General features: G+C 56.0%; 18 protein-coding genes and 1 other RNA gene. 5 read left to right on the forward strand and 14 right to left on the reverse strand.

Translation table 11 applies throughout. The features are described from left to right. Positions 1–133 precede the first annotated feature (133 nt). Together FEM03_RS08800 and FEM03_RS08805 are read left to right on the forward strand one after the other, a co-directional pair. On the forward strand, positions 134–1,291 hold the full coding sequence (locus FEM03_RS08800; protein WP_206170933.1) for a glycosyltransferase family 4 protein: 1,158 nt from the start codon (positions 134–136) through the stop codon (positions 1,289–1,291). After that, on the forward strand, positions 1,288–2,181 hold the full coding sequence (locus FEM03_RS08805; RefSeq protein ID WP_138085840.1) for a UDP-2,3-diacylglucosamine diphosphatase: 894 nt from the start codon (positions 1,288–1,290) through the stop codon (positions 2,179–2,181). The genes FEM03_RS08800 and FEM03_RS08805 overlap by 4 nt, the downstream gene beginning before the upstream one ends. 260 nt (positions 2,182–2,441) lie before the next feature. On the opposite strand, the gene FEM03_RS08810 is transcribed toward FEM03_RS08805, so the two are convergent. The 3 genes from FEM03_RS08810 to FEM03_RS08820 are packed head-to-tail and all read right to left on the reverse strand — an operon-like array spanning position 2,442 to position 4,684. Continuing rightward, the gene (locus tag FEM03_RS08810; RefSeq protein WP_138085841.1) at positions 2,442–2,645 is read right to left on the reverse strand and encodes a hypothetical protein; all 204 of its coding nucleotides are present in this window, start codon (positions 2,643–2,645) and stop codon (positions 2,442–2,444) included. 41 nt (positions 2,646–2,686) lie between these two features. Then, complete coding sequence (locus tag FEM03_RS08815) at positions 2,687–3,472, reverse strand: coiled-coil domain-containing protein (protein WP_138085842.1); 786 nt, start codon at positions 3,470–3,472, stop codon at positions 2,687–2,689. A gap of 60 nt (positions 3,473–3,532) precedes the next feature. Next, entirely contained in the window at positions 3,533–4,684 is a 1,152-nt protein-coding gene (locus FEM03_RS08820) for a hypothetical protein (protein WP_138085843.1), read from the reverse strand. Between the two features lie 177 nt (positions 4,685–4,861). Here FEM03_RS08820 and ffs point away from each other — a divergent pair. After that, positions 4,862–4,956, forward strand: an RNA gene (gene ffs, locus FEM03_RS08825) — signal recognition particle sRNA small type. Between the two features lie 26 nt (positions 4,957–4,982). Here the strand turns inward: ffs and FEM03_RS08830 are convergent. From FEM03_RS08830 to FEM03_RS08840, 3 genes are read right to left on the reverse strand one after another with little or no spacing between them, the layout of a single operon-like run. Beyond that, on the reverse strand, positions 4,983–5,786 hold the full coding sequence (locus FEM03_RS08830; protein WP_138085844.1) for an ABC transporter permease: 804 nt from the start codon (positions 5,784–5,786) through the stop codon (positions 4,983–4,985). Positions 5,787–5,803: 17 nt separating this feature from the next. Beyond that, positions 5,804–6,559: an ABC transporter ATP-binding protein gene (locus tag FEM03_RS08835; RefSeq protein ID WP_138085845.1), complete on the reverse strand. Its 756-nt coding sequence runs from the start codon at positions 6,557–6,559 to the stop codon at positions 5,804–5,806. Between the two features lie 54 nt (positions 6,560–6,613). Beyond that, positions 6,614–7,933: a leucine-rich repeat-containing protein kinase family protein gene (locus tag FEM03_RS08840; protein ID WP_206170934.1), complete on the reverse strand. Its 1,320-nt coding sequence runs from the start codon at positions 7,931–7,933 to the stop codon at positions 6,614–6,616. 121 nt (positions 7,934–8,054) lie between these two features. Between FEM03_RS08840 and FEM03_RS08845 the strand changes: the two genes are divergently transcribed. After that, positions 8,055–8,543, forward strand: a complete 489-nt coding sequence (locus FEM03_RS08845) for a hypothetical protein (RefSeq protein ID WP_138085846.1) — start codon at positions 8,055–8,057, stop codon at positions 8,541–8,543. A gap of 67 nt (positions 8,544–8,610) precedes the next feature. On the opposite strand, the gene FEM03_RS08850 is transcribed toward FEM03_RS08845, so the two are convergent. Beyond that, positions 8,611–10,206 (reverse strand): NfeD family protein, encoded by a 1,596-nt coding sequence (locus tag FEM03_RS08850; RefSeq protein ID WP_166442736.1) that lies wholly within the window; start codon positions 10,204–10,206, stop codon positions 8,611–8,613. A gap of 169 nt (positions 10,207–10,375) precedes the next feature. On the opposite strand from FEM03_RS08850, the gene FEM03_RS08855 reads away from it, so the two are divergent. Further along, complete coding sequence (locus tag FEM03_RS08855) at positions 10,376–11,287, forward strand: hypothetical protein (RefSeq protein WP_206170935.1); 912 nt, start codon at positions 10,376–10,378, stop codon at positions 11,285–11,287. 62 nt (positions 11,288–11,349) lie between these two features. Here FEM03_RS08855 and FEM03_RS08860 read toward each other — a convergent pair whose 3' ends face one another. The 7 genes from FEM03_RS08860 to FEM03_RS08890 form a co-directional block, all read right to left on the reverse strand. After that, entirely contained in the window at positions 11,350–12,651 is a 1,302-nt protein-coding gene (locus FEM03_RS08860; protein WP_138085848.1) for a DUF1501 domain-containing protein, read from the reverse strand. Between the two features lie 73 nt (positions 12,652–12,724). Further along, positions 12,725–14,995, reverse strand: coding sequence for a DUF1549 domain-containing protein (locus tag FEM03_RS08865; protein WP_166442737.1), 2,271 nt, complete (start codon positions 14,993–14,995; stop codon positions 12,725–12,727). A gap of 123 nt (positions 14,996–15,118) precedes the next feature. Further along, on the reverse strand, positions 15,119–16,084 hold the full coding sequence (locus FEM03_RS08870; protein WP_166442738.1) for a L,D-transpeptidase family protein: 966 nt from the start codon (positions 16,082–16,084) through the stop codon (positions 15,119–15,121). 307 nt (positions 16,085–16,391) lie between these two features. Further along, entirely contained in the window at positions 16,392–17,198 is an 807-nt protein-coding gene (gene tpiA, locus FEM03_RS08875) for a triose-phosphate isomerase (RefSeq protein WP_138085851.1), read from the reverse strand. A 75-nt stretch (positions 17,199–17,273) separates the two neighbouring features. Then, positions 17,274–18,488 (reverse strand): phosphoglycerate kinase, encoded by a 1,215-nt coding sequence (locus FEM03_RS08880; RefSeq protein WP_138085852.1) that lies wholly within the window; start codon positions 18,486–18,488, stop codon positions 17,274–17,276. Between the two features lie 144 nt (positions 18,489–18,632). Then, positions 18,633–20,801 (reverse strand): beta-galactosidase, encoded by a 2,169-nt coding sequence (locus tag FEM03_RS08885; protein ID WP_138085853.1) that lies wholly within the window; start codon positions 20,799–20,801, stop codon positions 18,633–18,635. A gap of 65 nt (positions 20,802–20,866) precedes the next feature. Then, positions 20,867–22,327: a protein adenylyltransferase SelO gene (locus FEM03_RS08890; protein ID WP_206170949.1), complete on the reverse strand. Its 1,461-nt coding sequence runs from the start codon at positions 22,325–22,327 to the stop codon at positions 20,867–20,869. Positions 22,328–22,456: the final 129 nt, after the last annotated feature.

Consider the following 22,456-nt stretch of genomic DNA (forward strand, 5'->3'; position numbering starts at 1 on the left):
GAAACCCGCGTGGAGAGATAGTCTTCCTTCGCGTTCAAATTATGTTACCCTGTGACGAGATTGTCACGGCTGAGCGCTTTCGTTTAGCCATACTTAACCGTTCTATAGTTTCGCCCCACGTTTGATGAACGTCATGATCGTAACAGACACCTTCCCGCCGGATATCAACGGCGTGGCAAGAACCCTGCAAATGTGGGCGCACGGCCTTTCCGCCCGGGGCCATCGCGTCACGGTCGTCACGACGACGGAGGAGGCACGCGAGGCGAATTCCCGCAAAGGAGTCGAAGTGCTCGCCATGCCGGCCCTGCCCATCCCCGGTTACCAGGGAATTCGCATGGGCGTGGCGTCCCGCCGCCAGTTCGAAGAGCTCATCGAGATCAAAAGGCCCGATGCGATGTATGTCGCCGTTGAAAGCCTCATGGGACTCAACGCTGTTCGCGCTGCCGGTCGAGCGGGTGTTCCCGTCGTCTCTGGATTCCACACCAATTTCCACACCTACTCCCAGGATTACCGGCTGCCTGTGTTGAAAAACGGAGCCGAATGGTATTTGCGTTACCTGCACAATCGCACCGCCCGGACGCTGACACCCTCCGAAAGCACCGCCGAACAATTGCGTGCCTTGGGCATCGAAAACGTCGGTGTGCTCGGTCGCGGCGTGGACACCCTGCTCTTCAATCCCCAGCGTCGCGACACGACTCTGCGTCAGTCCTGGGGTGCCGATGACTCCACCCCTGTGGCGCTGTTCGTCGGTCGAATCGCGGCCGAGAAAAACCTCCCCCTCGTTGTGAAAGCCTTTCGTCAGATTGTCTCCCAACAACCTGGCGCTCGCTGCGTTTTTGTCGGTGATGGTCCTCTCTCAGCCGCCCTTCAGGAAGAGCATCCGGACTTCATCCACGCCGGAGCCCGCACGGGTGAAGACCTCGCCAGGCACTACGCCAGCGCGGATCTCTTCATCTTCCCCAGCATCACCGAAACCTTTGGAAATGTCATCACCGAAGCGCTCACCAGCGGCCTCGTCACCGTCACCTACGACTACGCCGCTGCACGGCAGTTCATCCGCAACGGTGAAAACGGCTTCACCGCCCCCTACGAAGACGAAACTGTCTACCTTGAGCGTGTCACCACCGCCCTGACGCACTGGAACGATTCCGCCGTGCGGATTGCGGCTGCCGACACCAGCAAACGTCTCTCTTGGGACGCCATCATTGCGCAATTTGAGCAAGAACTTTCCAACGCCCGCCCTTCCGACTCAACCACGTCCGACAACCACACCCGCCCCACCACGTCATGAAACGCAAACTCCGATTCAAAACCATTTTCATTTCTGACGTCCACCTCGGCGTGCCTGAATGCAAAGCCTCCCAGGCCAGCCACTTCATCCGCAATTCCAGTTGCGAAAAACTCGTTCTCAACGGCGACATCATTGACGCATGGGCGCTGAAACGAGATGGCAAATGGACCAAAGATCACACCCATTTCGTCCGCACCGTGCTGCGCAAAATGGAAAAAGAAGGCACCGAAGTCATTTATCTACGCGGCAACCACGACGATGTGCTCGAACGCTTCCTCCCCCTCAGCCTCGACAATCTCAAAATCACCGACGAACACATTCACCAATCTCCACACGGCAACTACCTCGTGGTTCACGGCGATGGATTCGACCACGTCACCACCAACCACAAATGGATGGCTGAACTTGGGGCCATCGGCTACAACTCGCTTCTCAAGCTCAACCGCATTTACAACGCCTACCGTTCCTGGCGCGGCAAGGCCCCCTTCTCATTTGCCAAATGGGTGAAGGCCAAAGTCAAAGGCGCGGTCAGCTTCGTCGGCAAATACGAGGAACAGTTGCAAAATCTCGCGCACTCCAAAAAATGCGATGGCATCATCTGTGGCCACATCCACACCCCCGCAGACAAACAAGTGGGCGACGTCCACTATCTCAACTCGGGGGACTGGGTGGAGTCCATGACCGCCGTGGTGGAGCACCTTGATCGTAGCTTCGAAGTCATTAACTATGAGGAATGGTGCCGCCGTGCTGGTCGCCAGCCGAAAGGTCTGCTGCTTGATGCAGAATCCACCGACCTCGACGCAGAAGATGCTTTGGAAGATCTTGAGGAGACTGAACCGAAGCGTCAGCCTGAATCCACAGGTTCAAGCGCAACCGTCACGGTGCCATAACCAGAGTCGATGGATCTTTTAAGGGGATACCGTTCTGCCCCCGCATCGCCCTTAACCCTTACCATCTCAACTCTCTGCCGACGGCACGTCGGCCTTCCATGGCGCTGCGACGTGTCGTCGGCAAAGAATCATCTCCCATTAGTTGGGCGAGCACCGCCTATTGCGGCTTAATCGAGATCCGACAAAATCCAAAAAAATTTGCGGGCCGGGTTCCATAGAGGACCGCGCAATTCAGCTAATCCCAGCTGGAGACTTCGCAACTATCGGCTCTGCGGCATCATCCGCCCCAAACCACCGCCGCTCTCGAAAGAACGTGGACGATTCCAAGGAAGGCTGCTCGACTGATCAAACTCACTCACCGACACCGGCTTGCGCTTTTTTGGCTTGCTGCTCTCACAGCTGACCACAGAGAGACTAAGCACGCAGAGAATGACGACTTGCAGCGGACGGATCAAAAATTTCATGGGCAACTACCAAGATGGAGACTTGCAGGAAATTGCAAGTTCTATTGGGCCAGCGTTTCCAGAATTACCTTGTCTCCTGGGGCAATGGACAAGCCAGCCTGAAGGGATTCAGGAATGATGTTGGCGATGGTGCGATTGCCGTCCACCGACACAATGTTCAACTTGCCGAGGCTTTGGGTGCCACGTGTCACGATCAGCTTGGTGTCTTCCGTGATGCCTTGATCTTCGCCGCTGGAAATCACCACAAAACCCCAGTCGTTATTCACCGCCACGATGGTGGCCATCATGGAATTACGGTCAAACGATTTGCGACGTTCTTCGATCCGGCTGACCAGGCTGTTCAAGTCGTTTTGCACACGCTTCACTTCAGCTTCCTTCTGGTCGGCGACCTTCTGAACCTCGGCCATCTTGGTCTCGTTCTCGGCAATTGTCGCTTTCCGCTGGTTGATGTCCTCGTTGATGGTTTCGATGGTGACACCCTGTGGAAGGCCGTCCATTTCCTTCTTGTATTTGGCAATTTTTGCCTGTTCCACTTCGAGTTCTTTCGCTGCGTTGGCTGCCTGGGTCTCGGCATTGCGAAGTTTGATGTTGATCTGCTCAAGCCGCGATTGCTCCGTATTCAACTCCGCTGTCATCGTCGCCACTTGAGACTTGGCTTGCACCACCTCATCGCCCAGGTTGGACAGCTTGGTCATTTCAGCGGCAATGACGCCGTCATTTTTTTGACGATCCACGCGCGCAGCCACAAAAGCTTCCCGGTTTTGAAAAATGAAAAAACCGGCAACCACCATCACGACGGCGCTGAGAAGAAAAAGAACTTTGGTCATAAAACAGTGAGGAAAACTTGAAGTAGGAAACTGGAGAAAAATTAAACCAATCGAAGCTGATTACTGCCCCATCATCATGTTGCCGCCTTCGGCTGGAGCTGCAGGAGCAGTCGGCGCTGCAAACGGATCGGCCGCCGCTGGTGGAGTTGCAGGGGCCGGGGCTGGTGTTGCAGGAGCACCAAATGGATCGGCATCAGCCGGTGCTGGTGCCGGTGCAGGCTGCATGCCTCCATCCGCAGGAGCAGGGGCGGCGGGAGCACCAAATGGGTCAGCCTCGGTAGGCGCGGCTGGAGCTGGTGCCATCCCGGCGGGAGGAGCACCGAATGGATCGTCAGCCATGTTCGCTGCGGGAGCTGCTCCATCAACTGGGGCGGGAGTTGCGGCGGCGGCAGCACCGTCGGCTGGCACCGGAGCTGGTTGGGAGGCGCTGGCCGGGGCTTGTGCTTTCCCTGCAATCACCAAGTCACCGGCGCGAAGTTCACTCCCCTCGGACATGCTTCCAGGAACCACATCTGCCACCGCGTTGCCCTGTTCGACATCACGCACCTTTAGTTTGGCGACGATCTCGCGACCGCGTTTCACTTCCAGGTTCGCGTTGGCAAACAGGCCCGCACGATTTCCCTTGTTCAAGATCACAAAACCGAATCCAGGAAAAGCTTGGGACACTCTTGCAGTGAAGTCTTTCGTCACGGTGCCGCGTTTCTGATCGGCCTCACGTTCTTGCAAAGCACGAATTTCCGCCTGGACCTTAGCGACACGCCCGTCTCCCAACGCCGCCTGCTGCTGGCTGTTGGCGAGTGCTGCATTGCTGGCAGCCACCTGGGTGTCCAACTGCTTCACTTCTTCCAGTAATTTAGGAATGTCGCCGGACTTCGTAATCTGTTCCTCAAGCTGGGCCACCTGCTTTTTGACCTCTTCTACCTGGGTCACGACGGCAGTTGCCTCTTTTTCTTTGAGCGAAACTTCCTCATTGCTCTGCGCGACTTTTTCCTTCAGTTCACCGTGCTGTTTGGTGGTCTCCTCAAGGGCCTTGACTTGGGCTTCCTTGGCTTCGTTGGCGCGGGCAAACTGCCGCTTCACGTCCTCAAGGTTCTTGGTCGAACGCGACGCAAGTTCGCGCTCAGCCTTGATGGCTCCCTGCATGCCATAGCTGAACCAGAGGCCGAGGCCGAGGGCTAGGGCGGTGACGATAGACAAAATTTTCCAGAGCATGATGGGACTGTGGTTGGGTCAGAAAAAATACTTAACGAACCTCTTTTCTATCGAAATCAGGCATTTGATACAACATAAAAAACACAAGAGTTTAGACATCAGCCCGATTTTTAAAAAATTGTGATCACGATGACCATTCATGGTTGTGTTTTCTCCGCATCCGTGTCAGGATGAACTCGTCAGGGACCGTGGAGGGTGAGCTTGCGAACCCCGCCAGGTCCGGAAGGAAGCAACGGCAGTATGTCTTTCTCTGCCGCGGTTCCCTGATCTTTTTTCCCCGGCGCTTTATGCCATCCCACTACTGGGTTGCGAGCTTGGTCAACAAACCCCGTCGACGAGTGCTCTGCAGCATGGTGGCAAAAATGGTTGCTGCGATGGCCATAAAAATCACATTGGTCAGACAAGCCCAGCCCACCCGTTCCCAGCTCAGAAAACCGATTTTCGGGTTCAACACCTCGCGCATGCCCTCAAACACATGGGTCGCCGGGAAACACAAGGCGATATACTGCAACCACTCGGGTAACTTGGCCACCGGATAAAATACCGCCACCAGTGGCTGGATGAAAAATGGCACCGCCCACGCCAGCGACTCCACCGCCTGTCCCCATCGCAAGATCAACGCCGTGGAAATCATGCCCAAACTCCACCCGAACACCAACAGGTTCAGGAAGAATGGGATGAGACTCCACTCCAGTTGGAAAATATTAAAGTTGTAGTTCACCGCCGCGAGGGTGCAGAGCACGATCATTGTCACCATGATCCGCAAAAACCCAATCGCAAAAGTCGCCGCCACATACTCATGCGTGCGAACGGGAGACACAAAAATGTTCAGCAAGTTACGCGTCCACACATCTTCCAAAAATGAGATCGCCACCCCCTGTTGGGCACGGAACAACACATCCCATAGAATCATCCCGCCCACCAAAAAGATCAAAAACGACGCAAATTCCTGTTCGGAGTTTTCCTGCAGGAACATCGTCAGGTATCCCCACACCATCAGATCCACCACCGGCCAGAACACCAGCTCCACCAACCGCATCGGCGTCCGTCCATACAGAAACAGATACCGCAAAATCAACGCGTAAATCACTCGAAAGTTCATAGGAATTCCAATTAAAGCTAGCCCGCCTGCTCCTCCACATCGCCACTGCGCGCGATCTTGATGAACACATCCTCCAGCGACCGCTCCTGCGTCTTCTCGACAATCTCCGACGGCGTCCCCTCCGCCACCACCTTGCCCTTGTGCAGGAAGATCACCCGGTCGCACACCTCTTCAATGTCGCGCATGTTGTGCGAGGTATACAAAATCCCAATCCCACGCTCCGCCTGCACCTTCCTCAACGTCTTGCGCACCTTGTCCGCAATGTCTGGATCCAAACTCGCGGTCGGTTCATCCAGCAACAACAACTCCGGATCATTCAGCAACGCCTTGCACAGGTTCACCCGCGTGCTCTCGCCCGCCGAAAGATGCCCCGTCACGTGCTTTTTCAGATCAGTGATCTCAAACAGCTCCAACAAACTGTCGATCTTCTTCGCCGCGTCCTTCACCCCGTAGATCATCGCGAACACCTTCAAATTTTGCCATACCTTCAGATTGCTCGGCAGGTTCGTATAAGCCGATGAAAAATTGCACCGTTGCAGCACCGCCACCCGGTTCTTGAACAGGTCCATGCCAAACGCACGAATGCTCCCTGAGGTCGGCGTCGTCAGTCCCAGCAACATGTTCATCGCGGTCGTTTTGCCCGCTCCGTTGGCTCCCAGCATTCCCAGCACCTCGCCTCGACGCAGTTGAAAACTGAAGCGATCCAGCACCGTGATGCCGTCAAATACACGGGTCAACTCGCTGGCTTCAAGAAGGATGTCGTTGTCGGCCATGGGAAGGGGACCCCACTCATGCACGCGTCCCCATCCGCATGCAACTGCTCTGTTTCATCGCGCGTCCAACGCTTCCAAAATCTCCCCAAACCGTGGCCGCCCCGCCACATCACCATCCAGACACCGTCTCTGCAACTCCCTCAATCCCGGTCCCCCCTCATCCACACATCGATCCAGCAACTCCTCCATCAAACACCCAAACGCCCTCACCTCCAATCGCTCCAGACTTACTCCCGTCACCTCGGGATCATAAAATGACGCCCCACCAAAATCTCCCAGCAAACATCCCTCTTCCCCATCCCACACCATGTTGTGCGCATAAAAATCCCCGTGCATCAACCCGCGCCCATGCAACTGCATCGCCACCGACGCCATTGCCCGGGCCATCGCGATCACCTGACGCCGCTCCAACCGCAAGTCCTCTCCGTAGACATCCCGCGTGCAACTCTCAAAACTCGGTGGTCCCGCCAGATTCCGATACTTCGAATCCAACAAAGCCATCACCAACCCCTCCATGCCCTGTGGATGCCCCTTCACCTTCCCCAGCACCTTGATCAAATGCGCATGCCGACCCGCCGCGATGCTCGCCTTCATCTCATTCTCCGGCAACCCGTCACTCGTCACCGCCCCCTTGAAAACCTTCACCGCCACCTCGGTTCCGTCCGACCTCAGCGCACGGTAAATCAAGCCCGATGCCCCCTCCCCAAGCTTTTCCTTCAACTCCAGCGTCCCCCATGCCACTTCTTCCAGTCCCGCCTCACCCACCGCATCGGGAGTCGCCGAACACGGATTCCCCGCCACCGCCAGCCAGGCCAGCTTCGGCAACTTCAACAGCCACTCCGGCAGCCGCTTAAACCGATTCGATGCCAGCCTCACCAGCTCCAGATTCACACAACCTGCCATCTCCTCCGGCAACCTTTCCAAACGATTGCCCGACAGCATCAACTTCTGTAATGCCGCGCACCCGCCCAGCTGCTTCGGCAACTCCGCCACCTGATTGTCCGTCAGAATCAACCACCGCAAATGCTTCGGCAAACACTCCGCCGGAACCTCTTCAATCGCATTTGCCTTGAACCCCACCATGCTCAATGCCGGACAAGCCCCCACCACCTCCGGCACTTTCGTAAACTGATTGTCCGATCCAAACAATATCTTCAATCGTCCCAAGGTGGCCAACTCATCCGGCAAGTTCTGCAGACGATTCTGCGATAGATTCAACACCCCCAGCGAATCCGCCAGATCAAACCCCTCGCGCGGCACTCCCGTAAGGCCGCATCCCGCCAAATCCAAACGCGTCGCCCCCGCCAATTCCCCGGCACGCAGCGTTCCCAAAACATCGGTCTTCTCCATCATCATTCTAGTTTCCGCAGGCATCGCACCCGACCCGCCTTCCCTAGCACAACCACCCACAGTCCGATCATCAAAAAATCGCCCTGACCGGCAAAAATCGAAATGAACTTGCAACACTTTGGCCGCTGAGACCGTATCTCAACTCATGCCAATATTTAAATTAACACCCCTTCTCTTGCTCGGTGCCACCGTTATCGCCTTTTCCAGCGCCACTCCTCTGCTGGCCGCTCCCGGCAACGAACTTTGCCCCATCATGACCGAAGATCCCATCGACGGCGAATACACCACCAAAGTCGGCGACGTTGAAGTTGGTCTCTGCTGCAGCGCCTGCGAGAAAAAATGGAAAGCCAACGAAAAATATTACATGAAAGCGGGTCTTGAAGCCGGAATCCTCCCTCAGTTCAAAGGCAGGGAAGCCGAATTCGGTCTCGACAAAGTTGAACTTCTTCCCCAACGCTTCTGCCCAATCACTAAAAAGAACATCGTCACACCCGACAGCCCATCCACCGAATACAAAGGCGAAAAAGTTTACTTTTACTCCAACTCCGGTCTTCGCAAATGGACCGCCGATCCTGACAAGGTTGCCAAAGAAGCCACCGACGCCGGCCTCCTTCCCCAGTTGAAGGGCAAATAAGCAGGCTCTCGTTTCTTCCCTTCATTCAAACCGCGAGACCCGAAAAGGACTCGCGGTATTTTTATGCCTACACCCCTTCGCCTTGAACCCCTGAGCCTCCGTGCCCCGCCACCGTCTCCGTCTCATTCCCCACCTGCGGTTCCGCCTCCCTCTCGACCACCATTTTGCCGCTGGTCACCGATCTCACCCTGACCTTCGTCCCAGGCGGCAAATAATCCCCCTCTGACATCGCCTCCAGCATCACCCCATCAAACTCCACGTTGCCATAAGGCCGCAACGCCGACTTCGTCAGCCCCAAAGCGCCCACCGCCACCGAACCCGCCATCCGCTGCCCTTCACCCTCAATCGACGCCTGCTCCCCACCCACCGCTGTCTCCAGAATCATGTTCTTGAAAGGACCCACGTCCGGCAGGTATCGCATCATCAGCATGATCACGATGATCGACCCCACAAACGCCAGTCCCAGGTTCAATAGCGGTCTCATATAATCCTCCAATCGAACCGGCAACACCCCGCCCTCAGGCACCGTGAACTCCCAACCCGCCATCGTGTAAATCAACGCCCCGACCACCATCGCAAGTCCCACCAGTCCCGGCACAATGAACCCGGGCAGAATAAAGAACTCCACCGCAATCAACCCAATGCCCAACACAAACAGCGCCACCGTCTCAAACCCGACCAAACTCCCCGCGATGTAGTGACCGAAAAAGAACAAAAAGAACGCCGCAATCGCCGTAAAACCCGGCAGACCAAATCCCGGAGCCTGCATCTCCAAATACCCCGCCGCCAACCCAATCAACAACAGCACCGTCGCATACTGCGTGATCCAGATCGCCACCAGCTCAAACCCCTGCGGCTCCGCCCGCACACTTTCGCCCTTGAACTGCTCCATCTGCTTCAGCGCCTCCAGATCCCCCACCACCGCCTTCGCCAGCAACGGCTTTCCATCAAACATTCGCGTCGCCTGCTCCTGATCCAGTGAACAAATCTGCCCCTTCGGCACAATCTCCACCTCCCCGATCTTCAATCCCACATCCTTGTCGACCATCGAATTCGCCACCTCCTCGCGATGCCCCTTCGCCTTCGCCGCACTCCTCGCCATCGCCATCAACGCCGAATTCATCTTCGCCCGCTCCGCCTCACCCAGCTCCGCCCCCATGGACGACACCGGCGTCGCCGCACCAATCGTGCTCGCCGGACTCATGTAAATCGCATCCGTCCCCATCGCAATCAACGCCCCCGCCGACAGTGCCCGCGGATTCACAAACGCCACCGTCCGCACCTTCATCTTCTGCAAATCCTCCATGGCCATCGTCGTGGTGTTCCATGCAATCCCACCTGGCGTATCCAGATCAATCACCACCGCCTCCGCCCCCTCGTCGGAGGCCCGCTTGAGTGTCCGCGACATGTATTCAAACCGTGCCGGATTCATCAAATCCTCCTCGCCCACCGGAATGATCACCACCTTGCCCTCATACGACTCCCCCTGTTCAAACACCCGCGGCTTCACCTCGTCGCGACGAACCACATTCACCTCATTCTCCACCTCCTTCTGCACCGCTTTCTTTGGCTCTTCCACCACTTCAGCAGGTTTACTTGGAGCTTCTACTGCCGGTGCCTCCGCAGTCGGTGGAGCCGTCTCCTGTCCTTGGACCGAGGCCATCGACAACCAAACAAAAACACTCAGAAGAGAAAGGAAGCGCATTCGCCATTTTGACCGAAAAACCCCCGTTGCACAACCGCGCATATCGACCCACCCCATCAATCATCCCTCTCCCTGGCATGGAAAATCGCGCCACCTGATGTAGCTTCACCCCCAGCGAGCCGATTCCATGCAGACCTCTCCGAGCATCACCCCCACACCCGCATCCTTCGATCTCAGCATCAAAATTGAAATCGAAGCTTCTGTCTGGGAACTTCGACAATCCCAACACCGCGCCCGCGTCGTCCCGCATGCCGAGGCCTTCGTGCAACGCCGAGCCTGCGGCGAAAAGCATCCCGTGTGGGACTTTCTGTTCACCTACTACAACTTCTCCCCCAACAAACTGCTCACTTGGATCCCTGGACTCCACCAGCGTGAAGAGTTCATCGCAAATCTTCAGCACACTGTCTATCACCAGCACGCCTTCCCCGTCCCAAAACCCCGCGACCTCCATCAAGCCCGCTGGATCGCCAGCCTGTGCTCCAACATTCTCGCCAAACCCGCCCGCTTCGGCTGCCACGGCCTGCACGAATGGGCCATGGTCTACCGCCAGAGCGAAGCCGAGATCCGCCACAACCAACACCCCCTCCGCCTCCCCGCCAAAGACATTGCCGACCTGATCGAATCCCAACCCCTCTGCTGCACCCACTACGACGCCTTCCGTTTTTTCACCCCACCCGCAACTCCCCTCAACGCCATCCAACCAACCCTCGAAACCCGCCACTTAAACGAACAGGCCGGTTGCCTCCACGCCAACATGGACCTCTACAAATGGGCCGGCAAACTCTGGCCCTGGATCGGCAGCGACCTCGTCGCCGACACCTTCGAACTCGCCGTCATCGGCCGCGCCATGGACATGCGCGCCAGCCCTTATGACCTCGCCCATCTCGGCTTCGACCCCATCCCCATCGAAACCGAAGCCGGCCGCGAACAATACCGCCGCGAGCAGCAAGACCTCACCGCCCTCGCCAATCCCATCCGCCAACGCCTGCAGCACGCCTGCGAAAACCTTCTCGAATCATTCCCATCTGAACAGAATTGATCCGCCCCAGCCCCGCGCGGCGCTTCAAGAGAGTTGGCCAAGCATGAGCCATCTGTCCCCCATCAAGCAAACAACTCCACCAACGGCTTGCCTTTGTCGGCAATCGTGAACGGTCTCTTGCTCGGTGAATACACCACCTGATCCAGCGGCAGCCCCAAGGCATACGCAATGGACGCATTCACCGCCGGAATCTCCACCTGGTTTTCCACGACCTCGCGGCCTTCCTTGTCGGTTTTGCCATAAACAAAACCCCCTTTGATTCCGCCGCCTGCCATGATGGCTGAAAAGGCTTTGGGATAGTGATCCCGACCAACGTTCATGTTGATGTCCGGTGTGCGCCCAAACTCCGTCGCCAGCACCACCAGCGTCTCATTCAGCAGTCCGCGCGAATGCAAGTCCGCGATCAAGGTCGACAACGCCTTGTCCAAGGTATCGCAATTTTCCGGCACTTTGACAAAGTTCGCATTGTGCGTGTCCCAGCCCCCCATGCTCACCTCAATAAAACGCACCCCATGCTCCACCAACCGCCGCGCCAGCAAACATCCCTGACCCAACGGTGTGTCACCATAACTCGCCCGCAGCGGTGCGGATTCTTTGGTGAGATCAAACGCCGCCAGATCTTCGCTTTTCATCATGGAAATCGCATCGTCATACATGTCGGCATACGCGCTCACATTGCGATGTTGAAAAGTGGTCCGGAAGTTCTGGTCAAGCTCGCCTGCCAGCTGCATGCGCGCGGCAAACTTGTCTTCCGTCAATCCCGGCTGCAGCTTCACATTCTTCAAACCTTGATCCGGCTTGCTGACAAACAGCGGACTATACGAAGCCGGAAAAAATCCCGCGCCTGGATGCCTGCTATCATTGCCCACATACACATATTTTGGAAGCGTTGTGTTCCCCCCTCCCTGCAAGGCGTTCAACCACGCCCCCATTCCAGGATGACGAATCGTTCCACGCATCGTGTAACTCGTGTGCATGTAATAATTGCCCTGCTCATGCGCCCCTTGCGTTGAATTGAGCGAATTGATCACCGCAATGTGATGCATCTGCTTCGCCGTCAGCGGGAGATATTCCGAAATCCTCACGCCATCCGCACTGGTGCCAATGCTTTTCGTCGGACCCGCCGTCTCCACGCCTTCCTTTGGATCAAACGTGTCCAGATGACTCATGCCACCCGACATATACAAATAGATCACGTTCTTCGCCGTTGCCGCCTGTTTCAAATTCGAAGCCAAAGCCCCTGCCGCAAAACTTTTTCCCGAGAAGATCCCCGGCAACAAACCCACCCCTAAAAGTGAACTCGCCGTGCGCGCAGCAAACTGACGACGGCTGAGTTCGTCCTGACGAAGAAAAGAATTTTTCATGGTGTAAGTGGGTTGGTTATATTGGAACAAATAAATAAATGATTGAAGCTCATCGGTTGGTCCGAGATGCTCATTACTGAATAAAAATGAATTGCTGCGTGTTAATCAGCGCATAAAGCAAATCTTCCATCTCCGTCAGCCCCCGATCCGCCGCCTTCCGCCAGATCTCGCGCTCCTGTTCGGTCGGCTGTCTCGAAAGCAAAGTCATGTAAGCCGTGGTTACCTTGTCATCATGATACTGCTGTTTATTCAAGCTTAACATCAGAGCCGAATACTTGTTCATCACCTGCGGAAGCAACTGACTGTTCATCAGCGCCAATGTCTGCGACACACTTGCCTCCGTGTTGGCATTCTCAATCACTTCGCGATCGCTCTGACCAAACTCCCGCAGATAGTGTCCGCGAGGCGCCGGGCTCTCAATCTCCGCCGCCCGCAGCCAGGTGCGCACATTCTGAATTCGTGCTTTTGCATACTGCCTCACTTCTTTTTCTCCAGAGATCCCAAAATACGCCGCCTCATCCTGCAACTGCCGCTCCTGTTCTTCCGTCAATTTGCCCCGATCGTTGCTTTGGACCCGATCAAATCCGGGAATCTCCGATCCTGCATTCCCACTCATCATCATGGACATCGCCGAACCTTCCATTGAAGCCTCAGCCATCTCCCCCGAAGGATTGTTGCCCTTGCTCATTGAAACAAACTTCGCCGCCGCAGGTGCCATCACATTCTGTTTCACTGCTTCACGAACCTGCCGGTTCAAAGCTTGCAGTTCCTTGCTGATTTGGGCCACCTTGTCTTTGTCCTTCGCCACTCTCGCCAATGCGAGATCGCGCTGCAACCCCTTCAAGCTGTCCGCCTGTTTGCGATAGACCACCACCGATTTTTCCGCCCCTTCCAAAATTGCCTCCGGCCCGTAGGCCTCCAGCGAATCATAAACAAACCTTGCACCATCTATGCGTTTGTCCGCCAGTTCCTGCTGAGCCTCGTTCGGCATGTCGGGGGTAGGATTGATCAAGGTCACAAACGAATCCCACATCTGTTCCGCCGTCATGCGCCGCAGCACCGGTCCTGGAAAATGATAAGGCACGCCTGCAATGACTTCCTCGCGCGAAACCTCCCGCTGATAGGCATCCGTGTTGAACAATATCCGCAGATAGCTCTTCATGTCATAATTCAGCGACACCATCAAACCTTCCAAATGCTTCATCAGCTCTGGATTCATTGCCTGGGTATTGTCCATCAACTCATCCACCGGCTCGATCTGACCGACCCCGAAAACTTTCTTCCACAACCGGTTCGCCACCACCGTGGTGAAACGAGGATTGTCCTTCGCCGTCATCCATTCTGCATACGCCTTCAGACCCGCCTCACCCGGTTCGGCCGCGACTTCATGCCCCATCATTGTCGCCGCGCCCACCTTCGATTTCGGCTTTGCATCGGAGTAAGCATAGTCATGTGGCAGCGTCACCTGTTTGCCTTCGCGAAGTCCCACTGCCGTGTAGCGGAGTGGATTGCGCAAATCCGTCAAGGTCTCCCCAATCTCGCGACTGTGCTGACGGAATTTTTGCTGCATCTCCGTCAGCTCCTTGCGTGCGCCCTCGTCCTTGCGACTCTTCTGTCGAAGCGGCCCCAAAACCTCCTGTTCCTCCGCCTGCATCATGTCACGAACCTCCCCAAGCGGACCGCCGCTGTAATCGTTCGTCTCAACCGGAAACGTAAAGGCCGCCATTTCGAAAAACTCCTTCTGCGTCCACTTGTCGAAAGGATGATTGTGACACTGCGCGCATTCAATCCGCGTGCCGAGAAACACGCGCACCGTATTCGCCATGTTGTCCAGCGGCATCCCACGATCCCTCATGTAGTAACCGATCGCCCCATTCTCCCATGCGAAACCCTGTGCCGACACCAAATCCCGCACCATCTGGTCATAAGGTTTGTTGCTCCGCAGGCTCTCCTTCAAATAATTCGCGTAAGCCGCCCCCGTCACCACACCCGCCTGCTGGCCATTCGTTTGCAAGCGCAGGATGTCCGACCAGTAATGGAAAAAGTTTTGCACATACCCATCTCCCGCCAGCAATTGGTCGATCAGCTTCGCCCGCTTCTCCGCCGCCTTGTCTGCCAAAAACTCCTCCGTTTCGCGATAAGTCGGAATTCTCCCAACTACATCCAGATAAATTCGGCGCACAAAAACTTCATCACTCGCCGGGGCATTTGGCTTCACGTGGTTCGCCTCCCACCCTTTTGCAAGAATTGCGTCGATTGCCTTCGCGGCCGACTTCTCCTCCACCTTCGCCACTGCCGCTGATGTAAAACCAACCGGAGCCACCAGGGCCGCAGCGAAAATCATAATCCTAAGTGAGTGCTGCATAACAACAGCTTAAACGTCCGGCATTGTTCCACCTATCAAAAACCAGTCGGTTATTTTCGCTGAAAACAATTTATCCACTTCCGTATCATCACAAAAACATCATCAAGGCTCAATGATCACCTCATCGCCCACCTGGGCCAGATCAAACATCTTCTTGGCCATCGCATGAGGCAACCTCACGCATCCCGCCGAGGCCGGACGCCCCGTCACCCGCCCGCTGTGGAAACCGATCTCGCTGCAATTGAACCGCAAAAAATACGGCATCGGCACTTTGTAAATGGTCGACACCCAATCCTTGTGTTTGTTGGTGATCACATACCTTCCCGGAGGAGTCTCCTTGCCGTTGCGACCACTTGAAATGCTGCTTCGCAAAATCTCCTCCCCGTGCTGCACCACCCAAAATTTCTGCTCCGACAAGTCCACCGTGATCAATCTCGCCGGTTCTTCATCCGGATCACGACCCAACAACACCCTCATAATAAACAGATATCCACGACCCGCCGCCATGTTGATGGGATAACGATAGCTGGGCAGCGTGTGCGCATTTTTGCTCGCTCCAAATTTCACCAGAGAAATGACTCCCTCCACATCTCCGCGCAACGAACAGGCCATCAATGCCGTCACATTGCGTTCGCGTTTCAGCTCCCCGCGCAGCCACGGATCAGGCACCAGTTCCAGCAACTCTGGCGCAACCTGATGACTGAACGGCACATTCGGATCAGCCCCCGCCTTCAACAGATCCTCCAACAAAGTTGGATGCCGATACATCGACGCCAGCACCACGGGCACCTGCTTGCCAAGTCCCGGCGTATTCGGATTGGCACCGTGCTCGATCAACTTCACCGCCAGCGGCAGAAACCGCAGCCGCAACGACAGACACAGCGGGGAATCGCCCTCACCATTCATCTGCTCCGCAGGCAATCCGGCCTGCAATAGCTCCCCGAGTCGCGCCTCGTCATTGGCTAAAATTGCCTCGAATACCAACAAAGGATCAGTCGGCACCGCCTTCATCACCGTAACGGGTGTCTCAGCCGCGACATTGTGTTCCGCTGCCGAAGCCGGGGTCACCAATGAACTTTCCTCCGCAGGCTTTTCAACGGGCGGAGGTTCCTTTGCCTCAACGACTGCGTGGGTGGACCTAATCGGAGGCGCGGCGGAATTGGGGACCGCCTCGTCTCTGCGACCACAACCCGCCAACAGCCCTAGAAATGAAGACCCAACGAGAATAAGCCGAATCAGTGGAGGCATTGCAGTGCCTCACTATCTCTGTCCCGGGGGAACTCGCAAGTGGCAGAATCGTCTGCCTTTGCTCGCTAACAATGAAGCCGGCCAGAGGCCAGCGCTCCCAAGGTCAACCAACTCGACTCAGCTCAGCTCAGCCCGGCTTGTTGTTGTCGTTCACGTAATTGATCACCGCTTTGACGATTTCGTAAAAGCTGCCGCTCTCAAGGCTGGCACCACCCACCAACGCCCCATCCACATCCGGCTGTGAAATCAGCTCATCCATGTTGGAAGGCTTGACGCTGCCGCCGTATTGAATACGCACCTTGTTGGCCGTGTCCTGATCAAACATCGACGCCAGCACGCTGCGAATAAACGCATGGGCTTCCTGTGCCTGCTCCGGAGATGCCGTTCGACCCGTGCCAATCGCCCAGACCGGCTCATAGGCCACCACCACATCCATCAAACGACGTGATCCCACCGTCGCCAAACTCTCGCGCATCTGCGATTCGAGCACCTCATTGATCCGGCCCGCATCGCGCTCTTCCAAAGTCTCACCCACGCAAACGATTGGATGCAAACGTGCCTCCAAAGCCGCGAGCACCTTCGCGTTCACCATCTGGCTCGTCTCGCCAAAAATTGCCCGGCGCTCGCTGTGACCAAGGATCACGTGGCGCACGCCCACTTCCTTCAGCATCATCGCGTTGATCTCGCCCGTGTAGGCACCGCTCGGATACTGACTCATGTTCTGCGCTCCCAATTCGACAATTTCCGTGCGCACGTTGTGCATCAACTCATGCGCCTTTGGCAGAGACACAAACGGTGGGGTCACCACGATCTGGATCGGACATTTCTCTGGAATCAACCGCAGGAACGACCGCAGGAACTGCTCCGTTTCCGTCGGTGTATTGTTCATTTTCCAGTTGGCGGCGACGATAGGTTTGCGGAACACGGGAGGCATGGGAGTGCGAGTGGAGGTTCGATTAAATGATGCGTGTGAGTTGAGAAAAGTCTGGGGGACTGCAAAAAAGCGGGGTCACTTGTCCTGAAGTGCAGCGACACCCGGAAGCTCTTTGCCTTCCAAAAGTTCGAGGCTCGCGCCACCACCGGTGGAAATGAAGGTCACCTTGTCCGAGACACCAGCTTTCTTGACTGCTTTCACACTGTCGCCACCACCAATGATGGTCTTGGCAGCCTGATTCGCAGCGATTGCTTCCGCCACGTCAAAAGTGCCTTTGGAACTTTCCTTGATCTCAAAAACGCCCATCGGGCCGTTCCAGATCACCGTTTTTGCCTTGGCAATTTCATCAGAGAAAAGTTTTACTGTCTCTGGACCGATGTCGACCCCTTCCCAGTCATCAGGGATGCTCTCACCGGGCGAAGTGAACTTCGTGTTGCCCAGCTTCTTCGCATCAAAATCAAATGCATCGGTGATCATCGAATCCACCGGAATCAACAACTTCACCCCACGCTCCTTCGCCTTGTCCAATGCCGCCTGGGCAATCGGCTCCCAATCCGGCTTGTAAAGGCTCTTGCCGATGGAAATGCCATTCACGATCTTCATGAACGTGTAAGCCATGCCGCCACCGATGATCACCGTATCCGCTTTTTCCAGCAGACGATTGATCACCGCAATCTTGTCATTCACCTTCGCACCACCAAGAATTACCACAAACGGACGCTCCGGGTTCTCCAGTTCATCGTGCAAATAGGCAAGCTCGCTCTCCATCAGCAAACCAGAAACCGCCGGCAGGTAATCCGCCACACCAGCCGTTGAGCTGTGCGCACGGTGCGCAGAACCAAACGCATCATTCACAAAAATCTCCGCCAAGTCAGCCATACCCTTCGCCAGTTCGGCGTCGTTCTTCTCCTCACCTGCGTGGAAACGCGTGTTCTCCAACAGCAGAATCTCTCCATCCTTCAGTGCCAGCGCCTTCTCTTTGGCCGATTCACCCACGCAATCATCCGCAAAAGCCACCGGACGACCAATCAACTCTTCGAGTCTTGCCGCCACCGGCTTCAACGACTGCTTGGGATCAGGCTTGCCCTTCGGACGACCCAAATGACTCGCCAAAATCACCCGCGCTCCCTTTTCCAGAAGATAGTTCAGCGTCGTGAGCGTCCCCTTGATCCGCGTGTCATCCGTGATCACCATCGTTCCATCCTTGTCATCAAGAGGAACATTAAAATCCACGCGCACGAGGCAGCGTTTACCAGTCACGTCGATGTCGCGGATGCTCTTTTTTGGCATATCAATAAATTCTGTGTTGGGAGTGCAAGATTCGGGCCGAACCCGGGGCCGATTTCATAAAAGGGACTGCCCCTCTCGTCAAGAAGTGTCGCCCACATCCCGCACGATTCAGCAGATAAGTGCACCAACCGACCGCTTTTCGTCTCATTCCCCTGTCGTAAATCTCGGATCTTTCGAAGAAAACGGAGCCTGCTCCCCCAACCAAACCGGGTAAACCGCCCGGTGCGCCTTCATCATTTCCTCCAGCAAACCTTTCCACGGACGGTCCACCACACTGATCAATCCCGTGTTCGCCCGTTCCCCGTCAAACCCCGAAAACCACCGTCCCGTCACCGACTGATCCACCATCGTGAACCACTCCGTCCCCACCACAAAACCCAGCGACGCCGCCTGCTCCACATAATTCCGATAGGCCAGACCCCGCTCCTGCTGACTCCCCACCTCACGACCTCCCGTCAGACCACTGTCCGTCGGCGACGACCAAAAAAACTCACTCAGCATCATCGGCTTCCCACCTGTCCACCCATGCACCTGCTTCAAAAATTCCTTGTCCAGGCCATAGGTGTAGTAGTTGAACGACATCACATCCACGTGTCTCCCCATCACCCGGCAGATCCATTCATGTTTGATCGTCGCTGGCTGCAACCGGCTCCCCAACAACAGATGATTCGGATCATGCCGCCGAAACGACTCCTTCACCAACGTCATATACGCCTCCAGAAACACCTCCGCAAAAGCCACTGCATCCGCCTTCGCCGCGTCTGTCGTCATAGGCAATCCCGGCTCCAGCAACTCTTCAAAACCACCCATCTTCATTCCCCAAGCTTCATTAAACTTCGCGACGGACCCATACTTCTCCGTCAACCATTCCACCAAGCGCCGTTTGCAAGCATGCTCGCTGCCCTTCAGCGATGGCACGATCACCGGAATCTGCTCATAAATTGGCTCATTCACGATGTAATACCCAATGATCAACGGATCATCGGCATGCGCCGGTAAAAACGCCGCCATGTTCTCCTCAATCTGCCTCCTCGTCGCCTCATCAAACGGATCAAACACCTCATGAATCCCCGCAATCCGCAGCACCTTCTCCCAGGCATTGATCGGCAAATGCGCCACGCCTGGGAACTTCGCCACCTTCCTCGCCTCCGCACCGAAGCTCAAATCCGTAAATGCGCCCACGGAAGAAAATCCCCACTTCCGCAATCGCCCAATCATCCGCGCCGCATAAGCATTCGCCTCGAACGGCGCCCCATACTTGCGGATCTGATTCGCCAGATGGAACGACACGACCGTTCCTTCACTTCCCGTCCGAAACACCGATTCAAACTCTCCCTTTGACTCCGGCAGCCATTCATAAGCCGACTCCCGACCTTTCGTCAGCGTGTAATCATCATTCGGATTAAACCCACAAACCCCCAGATGAAAAAACGCATTGCCCACTGGATTCACCAACAGCCAACGCCCATCCTCTTTCTTCTCCACATGGAAAAACCCCGTCGCCTTCAACCCCAACTTCTCCCTTGATCCCTGGAGCCCGCCAAACTCATCCCTCTCAAAATCCGGCAACCCGCCAAAATACTTCTCCTCCGCCGCCACATCCCCCTTCAGCTCCTCCAAGTCCCTCACCTTGTCCGCCCATTCCGCCCGCATTGACTGCCCCATCAAATCCACCAAAGGCTTCGCTCCTTTTCCATCCCCTCCCAGCGCCAGCTCAATCGTCATCCCGCCCGCCGCATGCGCCTCCACTGGCGTGATCGACTTCCAAAAAAAGATCGGCCAGTTCCACTCCCGATTGTCACTCAACTGCAGAAACGAAAACCCCGGCGGCTTCACCGTCAGACTCCGGCCTTCAAAATTCACCACCGTCAACGACTCCGCATTGCCCTGGAACAGATGCGGATTTCCCTCCGGCTTCTGCACCGGAAACGCCGCCATCTTGTCGCCGATCTTCCATGATCCGCCCTGGTTAAATCCAATCGGAATCTGCATCTCCAAAATCAAAAACTTCGCATCCGCCCCCCTCTCCACAAACACCACCCCAACCTCCCCATTCTTGCCCACGTCCAGTCGCAGCTTCGATCCGCCCTCATAACTCAACAGGGCGCTTTCCTTGCCCACCTCCCTTGCAATCAACTTGCTCTCCACCTTCTGCCCTTCATCGAACAACTTCGGATAATCCAAAACCAGCTTCCCCACACTGCCCGCCTCAATCTCCATCCCCTCATTCAACAGCCTCACGCCCACCGTCTGCGCCGGCATCATCGCCGCTGTCAAAAACCAAACACCCAATCCAAAGAGAAATTGTTTCATAGGAAGCGCTTGTTATTCGCAGCTTCCATCAACGTCGCCAATCAAAAAATCGTGCGCGACGACCATCAAGTCCCGCAAAAGGTCTGATAGCCCTCTGCCTCCGTTCCACCCGGACTTCGATATTCAGCATGCTCTGCGGAGTCTTCATAGGGTTTTTCCAACACCTCGAGCAGCCGCTCCATCACCGATAAATCCTCTCTGGCAACCGCCGCCTCCAACGCTTCTTCCACCCGATGATTGCGCGGGATGAATGCCGGATTGCTGGCCTTGATCAACATCACCGACTCCTCAAACGTTTGCTCCTGTCGGTCCAGCCTCTCCATCCATCGCTGCCTCCACTGCTCGTCCCCAACGCCAGGCAAATCACGAAACGTATTGGTAAAATCCGCCTTCGTCTGGTGCATCCATTCCAACAACTCATCCGCCAGCCCCCTGTCGCCCGGCTCCTCACTAAACAACCCCAACTTCCGGCGCATCCCCCTCAACCAATAGAATTCAATTCGTTCTTTAAAACTCTCGATCATCTCATTCGCCAGCTCCACCGCCTGTTTCTCATCCTCACCAAACAGCGGCAACAAAGCCTCCGCCAGCCGCGCCAGGTTCCATTGCGCGATCAATGGTTGATTCCCATAAGCATACCTCCCGCGCTGATCAATCGAGCTGAACACCGTCGCCGGATCATACGCATCCATGAACGCACAAGGCCCATAATCAATCGTCTCACCGCAGACCGACATGTTGTCCGTGTTCATCACACCATGAATGAACCCCACCAACTGCCACTGCGCCAACAGCGCCGCCTGCCGCTCCATCACCATTCTGAAAAACTCCACGTAAACTTTCTCCACTCCCACCAGCACCAACTCCGCATAGTGCCGTGCAATCGTGTAGTCCGCCAACGCCTTCAAGGAAGTCCGATCTCCGCGCGCCGCCGCCCATTCAAACGTTCCCACGCGAATATGACTCGCCGCCACTCGCGTCAGCACCGCCCCCGGCAACGACTCCTGCCGATGCACCATCTCTCCTGTCAAGGTCACCGCCAGACTTCGCGTCGTTGGTATCCCCAAAGCAAACATCGCCTCACTAATCACATACTCCCTCAACATCGGTCCCAACGCCGCCCGACCGTCTCCACGACGCGAAAATGGCGTAGGCCCAGGCCCCTTCAACTGCACATCAAACCGTTCCCCTTTTGGCGTGATCTGCTCCCCCAACAAAATCGCCCGACCATCCCCCAGCATCGTAAAATTCCCAAACTGATGCCCCGCATAAGCCTGCGCGATCGGCTCCGCTCCATGAGGCAGCTCATTGCCCGCAAAAATCGCAGCGCCCTCCTCCCTCCGCAGCAATGCCGCGTTTAATCCCAGTTCCCCCGCCAGTTGATCATTCAACACCACCAGCTTCGGCTGCTTCACCGGCACCGGCATCGCCTTCACATGAAACATCTCCGGCAACTGCGCATAAGAATGTTCCAGACGCCAACCAGCTTGTGATCCTAAAAAGATTGATGCCTGCTCCTCCATCATCCCACTATCCACCCCTTAGACCGATAGTCACCCAATCACCCCAGAAAAGATCCGCCCACCTCACCACAAAAAGCAAAACCGGCGCAGTCACCCGCGCCGGTTTCACCAAAAACTAAAAGCCTTGCGGGA

Source organism: Phragmitibacter flavus, from assembly GCF_005780165.1.
GTDB lineage: Bacteria > Verrucomicrobiota > Verrucomicrobiia > Verrucomicrobiales > Verrucomicrobiaceae > Phragmitibacter > Phragmitibacter flavus.